Consider the following 15,556-nt stretch of genomic DNA (forward strand, 5'->3'; position numbering starts at 1 on the left):
CCTTTGATTTCATTAACAGGAAAGAGCTAGTTAGAGCCATTTGCAGTATTAAAATAACCACAGCTCTGTCCCATGCCACGTCCCTTATCTAAGCTATTTCCTCTTCTTTGAGCAGGTCCTTGACCAGGAACACAGTTTGCTGAGTTATCGTTAATTTTTGCTTTAAGCACATTCCCTTGTTCTTGTGTAACAGAACCGTTTTTAACGGCTTCGTCTATAGCCTTTGTTCTTTCTTCAATCACGGTTGACTTAAATTGATCAGCAGTTATTCCTTTTTCTTTAGCTAAATCATACATGGATTTCCCAGAATTTTTAGCATTAGTTATATCGTTATCACTTATTCCGAACTTATCTTTTAATAAATTACTCATGAATTCATAACCTCTTTGGCCAATAATTCTTCCAAAGCCATAACCTTCGGAAATAGTGTTTGTATTTGTAGGTGGGACAGCAGTAGAATCAGCGTAAGCTGTGGCTGTAGCTCCAATTCCCAATGTCAATGCAAGAGCAAATGTTATGATAAGATTTTTCTTTTTCATAATTAGTACCTCCAAATAATATAATTTATTCTCGTGTTTATATAATACTCATAAGTTATGAGGTAATTATGAGATAATTGTGATGAATTTGTGAAAATGTAAAATACTTGTTGAATTCCCTGACATGAGTTCTCATATAGATATAACAGAATTGAAAAAATATCTACATAGGGCGTAGGTCAGGAATGAATAAAAGTCTTTATATACAAGAAAGTAAGGCCTATAGGGCAAGTTTGATTAGTATAACTGCTAGATTTTCTAAATTTAAAATTACGATAAAGTATCAACAAAATAAAGTGAAGAATCTCACCATACGGTGCGGAATATACTCAATACCGAATAGTGAGATTCTTTTATTTAAATTCATTAAATGAGGAGTCACATTATTTAATATTTTTCACATAGGCTCTCATAGCATTTAGAGTCATAAGTCCAACGCGCTTATTTACAATGTTACCTTTTTCATCTATAAAATAAGAGGTTGGAATAGAGGATATGTTATAGTTGCTATTTACAGAACCATCTGAGTCTAATAATACTTTGAAGTTATAATTATTTACCTTGATAAAATTTTCTACTGTAGACTTATCCTCTCCACCGCTAATTGCTAATATTACTAGGTCACTATCTTTTGTTTCTTTATAAAGTTTTTCTAAGTCAGGCATTTCCTCCTTACAAGGCGGACACCAGGTTGCGAAGAAGTTTATATATACTTTTTTTCCTTTAAAATCACTCAGAGATACTTCTTTACCATCAAGGTCTTTAAGTTTAAAGTCAGGAGCTTTTGTTTTTACGTTTTTAATATTTACCCCACTCTGACTTTGAGAAGGTTTTTTACTGTATATAAAATAATCATAAGCAGCCCCACCAATAAGCACAAATAGTATCGCTACTATTAGTAGTTTTTTTTTCATAATTTAAATCTCCAATCTATTAAAAATTGATAAAATTAAGATAGCCACTCAAAATAGCAATCTTGTTAGTAAAGATTAAAACGCCCATTATCATCATTAATATACCACTAACTATAGATATTATCTTTAGATATTTTGGTAACTTACTAATTTTATTAGATAAATTTCCTACAGCTAAAGCAGTCAACACAAATGGTACAGCGAGACCTAATGAATAAACGGTTAGAAGGAGGATTCCTCTTCCTATAGTGTCCATACTACTAGCATACAAAAGTATGGAAGATAAAATAGGTCCTACACAAGGAGTCCAACCAGCTGCAAAGGCCATACCCATAAGGAATGATCCAAACATTCCTTTGTTTCTTGTAAAAGAAATAAATTTTTTCTCATGAGAAAGGGATTTAATTTTAAAAATTCCAGATGTATGTAATCCGAATATAAATATTAGTATTCCAGCTACTCTTCTAAATATATTTTGATTTTTAACGAATAGCTGGCCTAAAGAAGTGATAGAAGCTCCCATTATTATAAATATTATAGAAAACCCTATAACAAATCCTATAGATTTATATAAGATATTTAGCTTCACTTTTCTACTATTACTTTCATCTACAGATATTCCAGTGAAGTAGCTTACATAAGCAGGTACAAGAGGTAAAACACAAGGAGATAAAAATGAAATTACACCTGCGATAAAGGCTAAGATTAATGATACGTTATTCAAAAAATGAACACCTTCTTTCAATATAAAGTATTTTCTTACATAAAAAATAGTAGCATATCTTGAAGATATCTATATATTATAATATTATGATATATAGATATTAGTTTATATTATTATTATACCATAGTAAATGTGAAAATACATTAGATTTAAGCCTAAGGATATTAATGAAGTTTTAACAACAGGTTAAATAAGTGTTAACTGGTATTGTAAGGTATTACAGTATATTCTGAAAAAGGTATAAATTATAAACTAAAGTGCTTGACATTTAAAATTAAAACTGTATAATAACATTTACAACATGCCCTGTGGGGGTATATGCGTATTTAATATTTGTTTGGGAGGATGGATTATGGATAAGACTTTTAAATTGTGGAAGAAATACTCATTTGTATTGTTAATTGTCTTTGCAATATCAGGTATATTTGATTTAAGGTTTGCGGTAGTTGCAATAGTTTGCATGGTTGCTCCAGTTGTTGTATCTTTTTTTAAAGGAAGGTATTGGTGTGGCAATTTGTGCCCAAGAGGAAATTTTTACGATAATATAGTTTTTAAGTTTAGTAAGAAGAAGAAAGCACCAAGGTTCTTAAAGTCTAAATTGTTTAGGATTGCTGTTATAGTATTTATGTTTACCATGTTTGGATTAGGACTTAAGCAGAACTGGGGGAACTTATATGGAATAGGTATGGTATTTTATAGAATAATAATGATAACTACTTTAATTGGTATTATATTATCATTATTCTACAACCATAGAACATGGTGTCACTTCTGTCCAATGGGAAGTATATCATCTTTTGTATCGAGCCTTAGAAAAGATAAAAAAGTACTAGAAGTAGCTTCATCTTGCGTTTCATGCAAGATATGTGATAAAAAGTGTCCAATGGGCATATCACCGTATAATTACAAAGGAAATGTTTTAAGCCATCCGGATTGTATACAATGTGCTCAATGTGCAATAGTATGTCCTAAAAAGGCTATTGGATATGGTGCAGTTTTTGAAGAAAATGTTATAAGTACTATTAAAACTATAAAATAATTAAGAAATTAATATTATAGAATTTCTATGTGAAATAACTGATTATAGATACTATAATCAGTTATTTGATGTAGAATTATATTTACATACTGTACGTATATATAAAAACGTGTTGAATAAAAATTTAAGAATATAAAGAGGAGAGAGAAAAATGCATAAATTTGATATTAAAAACATTAAGAAACTAGATAATCCAGAGAGAAGAAAGATGATGCCACCAGAAGAAACTCTTAAAAAATTTAGTATAGAGGATACAGGAGATTTCTTAGATATAGGCTGTGGGCTCGGATATTTTACAATTCCAGCTGCTAAACTTTTAAAAAATCATAGGGCTATAGGAATAGATATTATGCCTGAAATATTGGAAATTGCTAAGGAAAGGTCAGAAGGAATTGAAAATATCCAATTTAGAAGAAGTGAGGAATATTCATTTCCAATGGAAGATAGAGTTGTAGAATATATATTTATAAGTAATGTAATTCACGAAGTAGAAGATAAAGTAAAGTATTTTAATGAAATTAAAAGAGTAGCTAAGGAGGGAGCTTATCTTTGTGTTATAGATTGGAAGAAGAAAGAGACAGAAATGGGTCCACCAGTTTATGAAAGAGTAGATAAGGAAGAAATGAAGGCGATATGTAGTTCAGTAGGATTTAAGTTTGTTGAAGGCGTAGATATAACATCTAACCATTATGGATTAAAGTTTCAGATTTTATAAATCGTAATGATAAAGGGTTAAAAATCATATAAGAGGGGGATGATTACGTTGTACTATGATTTCCGTAATCAGAAATTACGTTTTAAGCTGGAAGAAAGTACTCAATATTTAAGAAGTGTGCAGTTAAACAGAGAAAAAGTGAATTCGTTCTCAAGATATCCATTCTACTTACCAGCTGTACAAAATTTGTACGATTTAAAACTTCATCCTAGAGTTACATTTATTGTTGGAGAAAATGGAACCGGAAAATCAACCATTCTAGAAGGAATTGCAGCTGCGTATGGGTTTAATCCAGAAGGTGGAACAACAAATTTTAATTTCTCTACTAAAAGTACTCATTCTGATTTGCATAAGTTTTTAAGATTAACTAGAGGAGTAAATAGAGCAAAGGATGGATTTTTCTTAAGAGCTGAAAGTTTTTATAATCTTGCAACGAATATTGAGGAACTTGATAAAGATGGTGGAGGAGGAAGAATTATAGACTCCTATGGTGGAGTATCTTTACATGAACAATCTCATGGAGAGTCGTTTTTTTCAGTGTTTATGAATAGGTTTAATGGGCGAGGATTATATATTTTAGATGAACCGGAAGCAGCGCTATCTCCTTCAAGGCAAATGGCAATGGTTTCTAGAATTCACGAATTAGTTCAGCAGGATTCTCAATTTATAATAGCAACACACTCACCTATAATAATGGCATATCCAGATTCAAAAATTTTTGAAGTAAAGGAAGGACTTAAGGAAGTTGTATATGAGGAAACAGAGCATTATCAAATTATGAAGACCTTTATTAATAATAGAGAAAAAATGCTTAGTCTGCTTATGGAATGATGAGGTGGACTTATTGTTAATTACTGTTGTTTATTTTCAGGACAACAAAGCTCTGAAATTCAAGGTGAACTTTTAGAAATTAATCATAATTTATAGGAAGAGGAAAATAGTTAATCTTGATTTTGACCTATGATGAATAATTGTGAGGTGTTTCAATATGATAAAAACAAACAGTTTATTATCATATTGAAATTACAAAAATATCATTATGGGAAAAATATAATATATAATTAAGCAAATTCATCATTTGAGCTATTGGCATAAGAAATGCTATATAAAATAGTGAATGTAGTTTGAAATAAACCCTTAAAACCTAAAACCCAAAATAAAAAGAGCCTTAGAGAAGATACGCTGCTAAGGTTCTTTTTATTTTATAGTTTCAAAATGATAAACGTGCTTTTAGTTTTATTATTTTGAAACTATAAAAGTATTATTATGATAAAGTTAAAAGTTAAACTTGAGTAAACTCTGTAATTATAGAATTGGCATGAAAAATGCTACAAATAAAGTTATAAGTTTAATAAAATAACAAAGGTTGAATTTAAGGGGGAAGAAATCATGAAAAAACTTACCAGCGTTTTGTTAACCATGCTATTTTTAGTCTCAGCAATATTTACCGGTTGTGGAAAGGGACAAACTACAGCAGTAACTGTTGATGGAAGTAAGGGAAAAACTTTAATCTATGGAGCCGAATCAGAAGATGAGAAACTAAACCCAGTACTTACCACTGCTTATGCAAATGCCCTAATTTTCAGAGGAATTATGAGATTCGATGAAAGTAACACTCCCAAGGCTGACATAGCTGAAAGTTATGATATATCAGAAGATAAGCTTACATATAACTTTAAACTTAAAAAAGGAGTAAAGTTTCATGATGGAACAGAGTTAAAGGCAGAGGATGTAGTTTTTACAATTAATAGTATACTAGATGAAAAGGTTAACTCCACAATTAAACCTGAATTTGAAGAAGTTAAGAATGTCCAAGCTGTAAATGACTATGAAGTTAAAGTAGATCTTAAAAAGCCTTTTCCAGTACTTTTAGATAAGCTTACTATAGGAATAGTTCCTAAACATGCTTTTAAGGGAAAAAATATAAATACCGCAGAATTTAATCAAAAACCAATAGGAGCTGGTCCTTTTAAATTTGAAAAATGGGATAAAGGAAATAATATAACTCTAACTAAATTTAAGGATTACTATGAAAAAACTGGAAATGTAGATAAATTCGTATTTAAGTTCATACCAGATTATAACGTTAGAGTGATGCAGCTTCAAACAGGAGAAATAGATTTAGCTTTACTTGAACCAAGTCAAGTGGCTAAATTAGAAAAATCAGATAAAGTTCATGTTTCAAAAGTGCCTACTGCCGACTATAGAGGAATAATGTTTAACTTTAAAACAAAGCCATTATTTAAGGATGTAAATGTCAGAAAAGCTTTAAGCTATGCTACTGATAAAAAAGGAATAGTAGATGGAATATTACTAGGTTATGGTGAAGTTGCTTATTCTCCAATTCAGTTAAATAAGTACAACAATTCTGATGTAGAAAAGTATGAGTACAATATTGATAAAGCAAACACTCTTTTAGATGCAGCTGGTTGGAAAATAGGAACAGATGGCATAAGGGAAAAGAATGGTGAAAGATTAGCCTTTAGTTTATTTGCAAGAAATAATGATGAAGTAAGGGTTAAAATTGCTAATTATATAGCATCACAAGGTAAAAATGTTGGATTTGATATAAAGGTTGATGCAAGAGGTTCAAAAGCTATGAAGATAAAGGATACAGAAGCTTTTGTAGTTGGCTGGGGAAGTCCATTTGATGCTGACGATCATACTTATAAGATATTTAGTTCAAGTCAAATTGGAACAGGAAGCGGATATAACTTTGGTTCTTATATAAATCCTAAAGTTGATGAGCTTCTTGAAAAGGCTAGAACTACTTCAGATGAAAATGAAAGAAAGAAGTATTATGGAGAATTTCAAAAGGAGTTATCAGAAGATCCAGCATTTAACTTAGATGTTTACCTAACTGCATTATATGGAGTAAACAAAAGGGTTTCAGGTTATAGTGAAAAGAGGGTTCTTGGACATCATGGGGAAGGATTTATATGGAATGCAGAGCAGTGGAACATAAAGTAAAGTTACCAAATTAGTAACTTAGTGGGTAGGTTAAATATAGAATAAAACAGTATTAATGAAAAGGCAACTGCACTTCAAAGCAGCTGTTCTTTTCTATATAGGTTGTATCAAAATGAAAAAGTATCTTTTTGATACTGCAAATAATATCGTTGTGATAAAAAATATAAGATAAACACTGTTTTAACAATTTTTTGAATTGGCATGAAAAGTGCTATATATATTATTAGTTTTATTAGTAAAAAAATAAACAAGAGTCAAATAAAATAATCTAGGTTAGCAACCTAAGGTTAGGGAGTGAGTAAGTGATAATTTCTAGTTTTATAACAAGAAGAATTTTTCAAGGGGTATTTGTAGTATTTCTTTTGAGTATATTAAGCTTTGCAATTATAAATTCAGCCCCAGGCGATCCGGCAACAGCTTTATATGGTCCTTTAGCAGATAGACTTACCGTAGAAGAAAGGGCTAGAATAAACAAAAACTATGGTGTTGATAGACCAGTAACAGAAAGATACATAAAGTGGACAAGTAACATGCTAAAGGGAGACCTTGGAGTTTCTTATTTAGAGGGGAGAGAGGTTACAACAATATTAAGAGAAAGAATACCAAATACCTTAATACTGTTTTTAAATTCAATAGTTCTAATATTGATTTTTTCATTATTACTAGGGTTAAAGGCAGGTTTTAATGAAGGTTCTTTATGGGATAAATTTATAAGTGGATTAAGTGTAATATTTTACTCAATCCCGTCATTCTGGCTTGCTATATTGTTTATATTAATATTTTCAGTGCAGTTTGGATTACTCCCGTCATCAGGAAATAAGAGTATAAGTGGAGAAAGCGGGGTACTAGATAGTATAAGACATCTTGTAATGCCAGTAGCTGTAATGGTTATATCTCATGTAGGAGCTTATGCCAGATTTATTCAGCAGAAAGTAAAGGAAGAAAATAACAGCCACTATGTTACTGCAGCAAGGGCAAATGGAATGGAAGAAAAAAAGCTTACGAAAGGAATTGTTAAAAATGCCTTAGTTCCTTTTATAAACTATCTTGGAATAACAATACCAGGATTCTTTGGAGGATCAGTAATGATAGAAACGGTTTTTTCCTGGCCAGGCCTTGGAACACTTAGTGTTAAGGCCGCTAACTCCAAAGATTATCCACTGCTTATGGGAACCATTTTTTTAACAGGTGTCATGGTTGTAATTTGTATAATAATAACGGATATATTAGAACTTTCTGTGAATCCTTCTCTTAGAAAGCAGGTGGACTAATGGAAAATGTGCTTAGTAAGTCTAGAAAAATCAGTGAAGGAAGATTCTATATTATATGGATGACAATACTTGCAGTAATACTGTTACTATCCACCTTTGCACCGTTAGTAACTTCCTATGACCCTTATGCTGTAGAGTTGGCAAAGGTGCTTCAGGAACCTAATGAAAATCATATATTTGGAACGGATGCTATGGGAAGAGATGTATTTTCAAGGATTTTGTATGGTGGGAGAGTTTCCCTTAGTGTAGGAATTTTTTCAATGTTAATATCTACAATCATAGGAATTATATATGGAGGAATAAGTGGCTACTGTGGTGGAAAAATAGATAATCTTATGATGAGACTTTTAGACACTTTTATTGCTATTCCAAACTTAATAGTAATGCTTGCACTTCAAGCTATTATAAGAGGAGGACTTACAAGTATCATAATTGTAATTGGCTGCACTACATGGCTTTCTACAGCAAGAATAGTTAGATCACAGTTTTTAGAGCTTAAAGATAAAAATTTTATAAAAGCAGCAGTGGTTATGGGAACACCTTGTTGGAAGATATTAGTGAATCATCTTCTTAGAAATAGCATGCCGGCAATTATAGTAATAGCAACATTAAACTGTGCTCAATCTATATTTATGGAAGTATCTATGAGTTTCTTAGGAATAGGAGTACCGCAAGGGACACCTTCTTGGGGAAATATGCTTAACAATGCTCAAAGTGATATTTTAACAGGAGCTTGGTGGGTAGCAGTTTTTCCGGGAATAACCATAATGGTTGCAATGCTATGCATCAACTTTATTGGAGAGTATTTAAAGAAGAGGGTAACTTATATTAGTTAGCAGTAAACAGTTATTATAAAATGAATTACTATATTTTAAAGTTAAACATGGGGGAGATATAAATGAACAAGAAAAAATTAACTAGTATTTTATTAAGCTCAATGCTGATACTTTCAGTGGCCTTTGTAGGGTGTGGAAACAAGACAGAAGCCACATCTAGTAAACAGGATATAAAGGCAGGTAAAACTTTAGTGTATGGAGCTGAGTTTGAAGATGAGAAATTAAATCCAATATTATTGGAATCACACTCTTTTACAAACACTTTAATTTTTAGAGGTTTAATGAAATTTGATGAAAATAATGTTCCCAAAGCAGATATAGCAGATTCCTATACTGTATCTGGTGATAAGCTTACATATAACTTTAAGCTAAAGAAGGGAATTAAGTTCCATGATGAGACAGAAGTTAAGGCAGAAGATGTTGTTTTCACAATAAAAAGTGTACTAGATGAAAAAGTAAATTCAGAGATTAAACAAGAATTTAATGAAATAAAAGACATAGAAGCTGTAAATGATTATGAAGTTAAGGTAACTGTAAAGGAGCCTTTTCCACCACTTTTAGACAAGCTTACTATAGGAATAGTTCCAAAACATGTTTTAGCTGGAAAGGATATAAACAATGCAGACTTCAACCAAAAACCAATAGGAGCTGGTCCTTTTAAATTTGAAAAATGGGAAAAAGGCAGCAATATTGTGTTGACTAAATCAAAGGATTATGAAGGTAAAACAGGAAATATAGACAAGTTAGTAATTAAGTTTATAGCAGACTACAATGTTAGGGCAATGCAGCTTCAAACAGGAGAAGTAGATGTAGCCTACCTTGAACCGAGTCAGGTAGGAAAAATTGAGAAACTAGATAACATCAAAGTTTATAAACTTGATACAGCTGATTATAGATGTATGATGTACAATATGAGAAAGGATATGTGGAAAGATGTAAATGTAAGAAAAGCATTTAATTATGCATTAGATAGAAAAGGGATGGCAGAGGGAATATTATTAGGATATGGTTCGGAGGCATATTCGTCATTACAGATAAACAAGTTTAACAATCCCGATGTAGAAAAATATGCTTATAGCTTAGATAAAGCAAATAGTCTTTTAGAGAGCGCAGGATGGAAAAAAGGAGCAGATGGAGTAAGGGTTAAAGATGGTAAAAAATTAGCCTTTACACTAACTGCACCAAAAACAGATGAAGTAAGGGTTAAAGTTGCAGAATACTTAGCTTCACAATTTAATAAAATAGGTGCAGAAGTAAAAGTGGATGCCCTTGACTGGAGTGTAATTAAGATAGATCAGTGTGATGCCTTTGTGCTTGGTTGGGGAAGTCCTTTCGATGCAGATGATCACACACATAAGCTATTCCACTCAAGCGAAATAAAGGGTGGAGAGAACTATGGGGCTTATTCCAATCCTAAGGTTGATGAACTTTTAGATAAGGCTAGAACTAGTTCAGATGAAAATGAAAGAAAAAAATATTATGCAGAATTCCAAAAAGTATTGTCAGAAGATCCAGCCTTTAATTTCGGAGTTTATTTAAAGGCTCTATACGGAGTAAATAAAGAAGTATCAGGAGTTAAGGGAAAAGTATTGGGCCATCATGGAGTAGGTTTCTTATGGAATGTAGAGCAGTGGAATATAAACTAACATAAAAGAGCAAATAGATTTAAAATGAGATGGATGGTGGGAACGTTTTGGGTATTTATACCCATATACACTTGCAAGAAATAATTTGATTTGGGGTGAGTTATATGGAGAATATTCTAGAAGTACGAAACTTAAAGATTATATTTAATGTTAGAAAGGAAATAAAAGAGATAATAAAAGGAATAAGCTTTGATATAAAAAAGGGAAGTATAACCTGCATTGTAGGACAAAGCGGCAGTGGAAAAAGCATCACGGCTATGTCAATAATAAAAATGCTTCCAAGGAGTGGAGTAGTTCAAGAGGGAACTATAGTATTTGGAGGAGAAAATCTAGTTGAAGCTTCAGATAAACAAATGAGAAAAATTAGAGGTAAAAAAATATTTTCTATATTTCAGAATCCAATAAATTGTTTTAACCCTTCTTTGACTATAGAAACACAAATTTATGACTTAGTTTCTAGTAATATTAAAATAAGTAAAAAAGACTTCAAGAATAAGCTTTGTGGGATTATGGAAAATATAAATTTAGAGAATCCTGAAGTGATTCTAAATCAATATCCTTTTCAATTAAGCGGAGGTATGCTTCAAAGAATGATGATATCAGTAGCGATATTTATGGAGCCTGATATCATTATAGCAGATGAACCAACTACTGCATTAGATGTAACCACTCAGAAGGAAATCTTAAAACAATTTAAATCGATACAAAACAAGCTTAACACAACTATTATAATGATAACTCACGACTTTGGAGTAGTAGCAGAAACAGCAGACGAAGTTTTAGTTATGAAGGATGGTTATATTGTGGAACAAGGTAATGTATTTGAGATTTTTAATAATCCAAAACACAGTTATACCTATTCCTTAATTAAAGCAACTTTTGATAGAGAGGTATTGGAAGTATGTTAGTAGAGGTAAAGGGACTGACTAAAATGTATAGAACTAAGTTATCTTTGATGAAATCACATAATAATAGTATAAAAGCTGTGGATAATGTTTGTTTTAATATAAATAAGAAAGAGATAGTTGGATTAGTTGGAGAAAGTGGCTGCGGAAAAAGTACTCTATCTAGACAAATTATGAGGTTAGAGAAACCTACTGAAGGAACTATAAAATTTCAAGGGAGAGATTTATGGAGCTTTAAAAGAGAGGAGCTTAAGGAGTTTAGAAGAAATTGCCAAGTTATTTTTCAGGATACTATGACTTCACTTAACCCGAATATGAAGATAATAGATTCTTTAATGGAACCGTTAAATAATCATTTCAAGATACCTAAAGAAGAAAGGTTGAAAAAGGTTGAAGAGATGCTTACTTTCGTACATTTAAGTAAAGAAGTTTTAAGTAAATATCCGTTAGATCTAAGTGGAGGAGAGAGGCAGAGAATAAACATATGTAGAGCACTTCTTCTTAATCCAAAGTTCTTAATCTGTGATGAAATAATATCTAGTTTAGACGTTTGTGCTCAGGCAGCTATTTTAAATATTATTAAAGAACTGAATAGGGAAGGTGATATGGGAGTGTTGTTTATATCTCATGATATAAGTGCAGTTAAGTATCTATGCTCTAGGATAATGGTTATGTATAAGGGAGAAATTGTAGAAATTATAGATAACGAAAATAAAGGATACAAAGTAAAACATCCATATACTAAAAAGTTAATATCTTCAGTTCCTATAAATAATCCTAATCAAAGAACAGCTATGTAATAAAATAGCTGTTTTTTAGTTTAATGTGAACAATTAAATAATATAGACAAAATAATATTTATTTTGTTGTAATTATGGTATACTAAAGTTATTTTATAACTAGAATTAAATTTTAGATGCGAAACATAATAAATGTAGTATTGTAAACAAAGAGGGGAGTTATTTCAGTTTGATAATTTTTTTAAATATTCTTTTAGTATTATTTCTTGTATTCATGAATGGATTTTTTGTGGCAGCAGAATTTGCAGTAGTAAAGGTCAGAAAATCAAGAATAGAAACATTGGTAGCAGAAGGAAATACAAAAGCTAAATATACAAAAAAAGTGGTAAATGATTTAAATTCATATTTATCTGCTTGTCAGTTAGGTATTACTTTGGCATCCTTAGGATTAGGGTGGGTTGGAGAACCTGCAATAGCTAATATGCTTGAACCTTTATTCAGATTATTTAAGCTACCAGATGTAGCTATGCATTCTATATCATTTATAATAGCATTTACAATAATAACAACTTTTCATATTGTACTTGGTGAGTTAGTACCTAAGTCTTTAGCCATTATAAGTTCTGAAAAGATAGCTATATATACATCTCCAATATTAATATTGTTTTATAAAGTAACTTATCCAATAATGTGGGCTTTCAACCACAGTACTAACGCTATTTTAAAACTATTTGGATATAATATTGTAGATGATCATGATGTAGCTCATACTGATGAAGAGATTAAGTTGCTTGTGGAGGAGAGCTACAAACATGGTTTAATAGATAAGACTGAGCTAACATTTGTAGATAATATCTTTGATTTTTCAGAGAAAACTGTTAGGGAAATAATGATACCTAGAACAGATATGGTGTGTATTTACAAAGAAGATTCGTTTGAAGAAATAATTAAAATAACATTAGACGAGCAATTTACAAGGTATCCAATATGCGAGAATAGTAAAGATAATATAATTGGTTATGTACACATAAAAGATTTATATAAATCTAAAATTGAAGGAAATAATGAAAGCATAGATAGAATTATACGTAATATTATTTCTGTACCTGAATCGACATCAATAAGTAAACTGTTTAAAATATTTAAAAAAGAGAAAGAGTATATGGCAATAATTATAGATGAATACGGAGGAACTGCAGGATTAGTGACTATTGAAGATATACTAGAAGAAATTGTTGGTGAAATTCAAGATGAATTTGATGAAGGTGTAGAACCAATTCAACTATTAAAGGATGGAAGTTACATTGTAGATGGCAAGGTGCTTATAGAAGAAATTAATGAACTATTAGACATCTCAATAGAAGAGGAAAATATTGATACTATAGGTGGATGGGTATACTCAAGTTTAGGATTACCGCCGCAAGTTAATCAAAAAATTAAACATGAAGGATTTGAATTTATAGTTAATAAGTGTGATAAAAATAGAATAATTAAATTGATGATTAAAAAGTGTGGTAGTGAAAATAACCAATAAATATTAAGTTTTGGAACAAAATATCAGTGTAGGATTTTTATGACTTAGAATCCTGCACTATTTTTATTATGAAAGAAAAGCTAAATTGAAAATTGATGTGGAATTGGAGGTATAATAAATGAACTTAAAACAACTAAAAATAAAATCCAAAGAACTAAAGAAACATATATATTTATTATATTTGGTTTTTAGGCATCCCAAAACACCAAACTACGTGAAAGTAATTAATTTAATTACTGTTGTGTACGCACTCAGTCCGATTGATTTAATACCAGATTTCATACCAATATTAGGGTATATTGATGATCTTATTATTGTACCTGCAGCAATTTTATTATCTTTGAGGTTAACGCCAAAGGAAATAATTGAAGAATGCAGGCAAAAAGAAGAGAATTTCAAGAATATTAAAAGTCTTGGAAAGTATGCAGGTATCGTTATTGTTGTATTTTGGATTTGGATTATTTACATAGTGTTAAAATGGTTGAAGTTTATAAGATAAATTTGCTTGACCAATAAAGCAGTCAAGCAAATTTCTATGTTTTAGTATAAATAAACGAAATAGAGTCTAATTCTAGAACATGTATTTAATGATTTTTATCCTCTAGGAGAGTACATAATTATCAAAACTCCGATAAGCGCGATAAAACCTCCAATTAAATCAAATCTATCAGGAATAATGTTGTCCACTTTCCATCCCCACAAAATAGAAAGAACTATAAAGATACCACCATAAGCAGCATAAACTCTTCCGAAATTGGAGTTAGGGGGTTGTAGAGTCGGTATAACTCCATAGATAATCAAACTTACAGCGCCAGCTAGTCCATACCAAAAGCTTTTACCATCCCTTATCCAAAGCCATACTAAATAACCTCCACCTATCTCAAATAGTCCAGCTAGTATAAAATAAAATAGTGATCTAACTATTTCCAATGTTATTACTTCCTTTCAATAAATAGTAATTTGTACATATGCTAGTAAATTATCACATAATAACAATTATATCTATAGATATATTTGAAAGAAAGTTATAAAATTATTCTGAGAAGAGAAATTGATTGTGAGATTGTAGTCTCTTGTGTAAATAAATCTAATAAGGAGTTGTAAATAGATATGTTGGAAATCTTGAAAAATATAGATGTAACTTTACTAAAATTCATTCATGATAATTTTCAAAATCCTATACTCGATAAAATAATGCCTGTTGTAACATACTTAGGTAATGGTGGAATAGTTTGGATTATAATATCATTAGTACTTATAATGACAAAGAAATATAGAAAAATTGGCATAATGTGCACTTTAGCATTATTATTAAACACTATTATTGGGGAAGGTATATTGAAAAACTTATTTCAAAGACCAAGACCTTTTGTGGATATGCCGATTGTTAATTTGTTGGTATCTAAGCCTGCATCTTATTCTTTTCCGTCAGGGCATACATCAACTGCCTTTGCAGTAGTAGGGGTATTAGGTAGTCAGTTTAAAAGATGTAAAACTCCTATTTTTATATTAGCTTCATTAATAGCTTTTTCAAGGGTGTATTTATTTGTTCATTATCCATTTGATGTTTTAGCAGGAATTATTCAAGGAATGATTTGTGCTAAAGTAGTGTTAAAATTTTATTCTTCTAGCAAAAATAATAGAGTTACTATTTCAGAGGTAGAAAGTGGATAGCGAAAAAAGAATTGAGTTAATAATTAGGTAAAGTGTGTTTTAACTTTTG

General features: G+C 30.7%; 16 protein-coding genes. 12 read left to right on the plus strand and 4 right to left on the minus strand.

Annotated elements, in window-relative coordinates; all coding sequences use genetic code 11:
* Positions 1-26 precede the first annotated feature (26 nt).
* From AC0N0V_RS05285 to AC0N0V_RS05295, 3 genes are all read right to left on the minus strand, one after another.
* Complete coding sequence (locus AC0N0V_RS05285) at positions 27-539, minus strand: hypothetical protein (protein ID WP_474462551.1); 513 nt, start codon at positions 537-539, stop codon at positions 27-29.
* A 383-nt stretch (positions 540-922) separates the two neighbouring features.
* Complete coding sequence (locus tag AC0N0V_RS05290) at positions 923-1,453, minus strand: TlpA disulfide reductase family protein (RefSeq protein ID WP_474462552.1); 531 nt, start codon at positions 1,451-1,453, stop codon at positions 923-925.
* Positions 1,454-1,472: 19 nt separating this feature from the next.
* Positions 1,473-2,198: a cytochrome c biogenesis CcdA family protein gene (locus AC0N0V_RS05295; RefSeq protein ID WP_474462553.1), complete on the minus strand. Its 726-nt coding sequence runs from the start codon at positions 2,196-2,198 to the stop codon at positions 1,473-1,475.
* Between the two features lie 331 nt (positions 2,199-2,529).
* On the opposite strand from AC0N0V_RS05295, the gene AC0N0V_RS05300 reads away from it, so the two are divergent.
* From AC0N0V_RS05300 to AC0N0V_RS05350, 11 genes are all read left to right on the plus strand, one after another.
* Complete coding sequence (locus AC0N0V_RS05300) at positions 2,530-3,216, plus strand: 4Fe-4S binding protein (RefSeq protein ID WP_474462554.1); 687 nt, start codon at positions 2,530-2,532, stop codon at positions 3,214-3,216.
* Positions 3,217-3,367: 151 nt separating this feature from the next.
* Positions 3,368-3,931 carry a class I SAM-dependent methyltransferase gene (locus AC0N0V_RS05305; RefSeq protein WP_474462555.1) on the plus strand — a complete coding sequence of 188 codons (564 nt, stop codon included), beginning with the start codon at positions 3,368-3,370 and terminating at the stop codon, positions 3,929-3,931.
* A 48-nt stretch (positions 3,932-3,979) separates the two neighbouring features.
* Positions 3,980-4,762, plus strand: a complete 783-nt coding sequence (locus AC0N0V_RS05310; RefSeq protein ID WP_474462556.1) for an AAA family ATPase — start codon at positions 3,980-3,982, stop codon at positions 4,760-4,762.
* 558 nt (positions 4,763-5,320) lie between these two features.
* Complete coding sequence (locus AC0N0V_RS05315) at positions 5,321-6,901, plus strand: ABC transporter substrate-binding protein (RefSeq protein ID WP_474462557.1); 1,581 nt, start codon at positions 5,321-5,323, stop codon at positions 6,899-6,901.
* Positions 6,902-7,206: 305 nt separating this feature from the next.
* Positions 7,207-8,172 (plus strand): ABC transporter permease, encoded by a 966-nt coding sequence (locus AC0N0V_RS05320; protein ID WP_474464451.1) that lies wholly within the window; start codon positions 7,207-7,209, stop codon positions 8,170-8,172.
* Entirely contained in the window at positions 8,172-9,008 is an 837-nt protein-coding gene (locus AC0N0V_RS05325) for an ABC transporter permease (RefSeq protein ID WP_474462558.1), read from the plus strand. The genes AC0N0V_RS05320 and AC0N0V_RS05325 overlap by 1 nt, the downstream gene beginning before the upstream one ends.
* A 62-nt stretch (positions 9,009-9,070) precedes the next feature.
* Positions 9,071-10,654 (plus strand): ABC transporter substrate-binding protein, encoded by a 1,584-nt coding sequence (locus AC0N0V_RS05330; protein WP_474462559.1) that lies wholly within the window; start codon positions 9,071-9,073, stop codon positions 10,652-10,654.
* Positions 10,655-10,758: 104 nt separating this feature from the next.
* A complete protein-coding gene (locus AC0N0V_RS05335; protein WP_474462560.1) occupies positions 10,759-11,562 on the plus strand; it encodes an ABC transporter ATP-binding protein in 804 nt (267 codons plus the stop codon).
* Positions 11,556-12,359 (plus strand): ABC transporter ATP-binding protein, encoded by an 804-nt coding sequence (locus tag AC0N0V_RS05340; RefSeq protein WP_474462561.1) that lies wholly within the window; start codon positions 11,556-11,558, stop codon positions 12,357-12,359. The genes AC0N0V_RS05335 and AC0N0V_RS05340 overlap by 7 nt, the downstream gene beginning before the upstream one ends.
* Before the next feature lie 169 nt (positions 12,360-12,528).
* Positions 12,529-13,833, plus strand: a complete 1,305-nt coding sequence (locus AC0N0V_RS05345) for a hemolysin family protein (RefSeq protein WP_474462562.1) — start codon at positions 12,529-12,531, stop codon at positions 13,831-13,833.
* A gap of 118 nt (positions 13,834-13,951) precedes the next feature.
* Positions 13,952-14,332: a YkvA family protein gene (locus AC0N0V_RS05350; RefSeq protein ID WP_474462563.1), complete on the plus strand. Its 381-nt coding sequence runs from the start codon at positions 13,952-13,954 to the stop codon at positions 14,330-14,332.
* Between the two features lie 95 nt (positions 14,333-14,427).
* On the opposite strand, the gene AC0N0V_RS05355 is transcribed toward AC0N0V_RS05350, so the two are convergent.
* Positions 14,428-14,763, minus strand: a complete 336-nt coding sequence (locus AC0N0V_RS05355) for a YnfA family protein (protein ID WP_474462565.1) — start codon at positions 14,761-14,763, stop codon at positions 14,428-14,430.
* Between the two features lie 183 nt (positions 14,764-14,946).
* Between AC0N0V_RS05355 and AC0N0V_RS05360 the strand changes: the two genes are divergently transcribed.
* On the plus strand, positions 14,947-15,507 hold the full coding sequence (locus tag AC0N0V_RS05360; RefSeq protein ID WP_474464453.1) for a phosphatase PAP2 family protein: 561 nt from the start codon (positions 14,947-14,949) through the stop codon (positions 15,505-15,507).
* The last annotated feature ends 49 nt before the right edge of the window (positions 15,508-15,556 follow it).

It is taken from the genome of Clostridium sp. CS1-1 (assembly GCF_056135525.1).

Bases quoted from the DNA above. Each gene is read 5' to 3' on its own strand.
- AC0N0V_RS05335 (WP_474462560.1), top strand. From the start codon at position 10,759: ATGGAGAATATTCTAGAAGTACGAAACTTAAAGATTATATTTAATGTT.
- AC0N0V_RS05315 (WP_474462557.1), top strand. From the start codon at position 5,321: ATGAAAAAACTTACCAGCGTTTTGTTAACCATGCTATTTTTAGTCTCA.
- AC0N0V_RS05350 (WP_474462563.1), top strand. From the start codon at position 13,952: ATGAACTTAAAACAACTAAAAATAAAATCCAAAGAACTAAAGAAACAT.
- AC0N0V_RS05305 (WP_474462555.1), top strand. From the start codon at position 3,368: ATGCATAAATTTGATATTAAAAACATTAAGAAACTAGATAATCCAGAG.
- AC0N0V_RS05325 (WP_474462558.1), top strand. From the start codon at position 8,172: ATGGAAAATGTGCTTAGTAAGTCTAGAAAAATCAGTGAAGGAAGATTC.
- AC0N0V_RS05285 (WP_474462551.1), bottom strand. From the start codon at position 539: ATGAAAAAGAAAAATCTTATCATAACATTTGCTCTTGCATTGACATTG.
- AC0N0V_RS05290 (WP_474462552.1), bottom strand. From the start codon at position 1,453: ATGAAAAAAAAACTACTAATAGTAGCGATACTATTTGTGCTTATTGGT.
- AC0N0V_RS05330 (WP_474462559.1), top strand. From the start codon at position 9,071: ATGAACAAGAAAAAATTAACTAGTATTTTATTAAGCTCAATGCTGATA.
- AC0N0V_RS05300 (WP_474462554.1), top strand. From the start codon at position 2,530: ATGGATAAGACTTTTAAATTGTGGAAGAAATACTCATTTGTATTGTTA.
- AC0N0V_RS05340 (WP_474462561.1), top strand. From the start codon at position 11,556: ATGTTAGTAGAGGTAAAGGGACTGACTAAAATGTATAGAACTAAGTTA.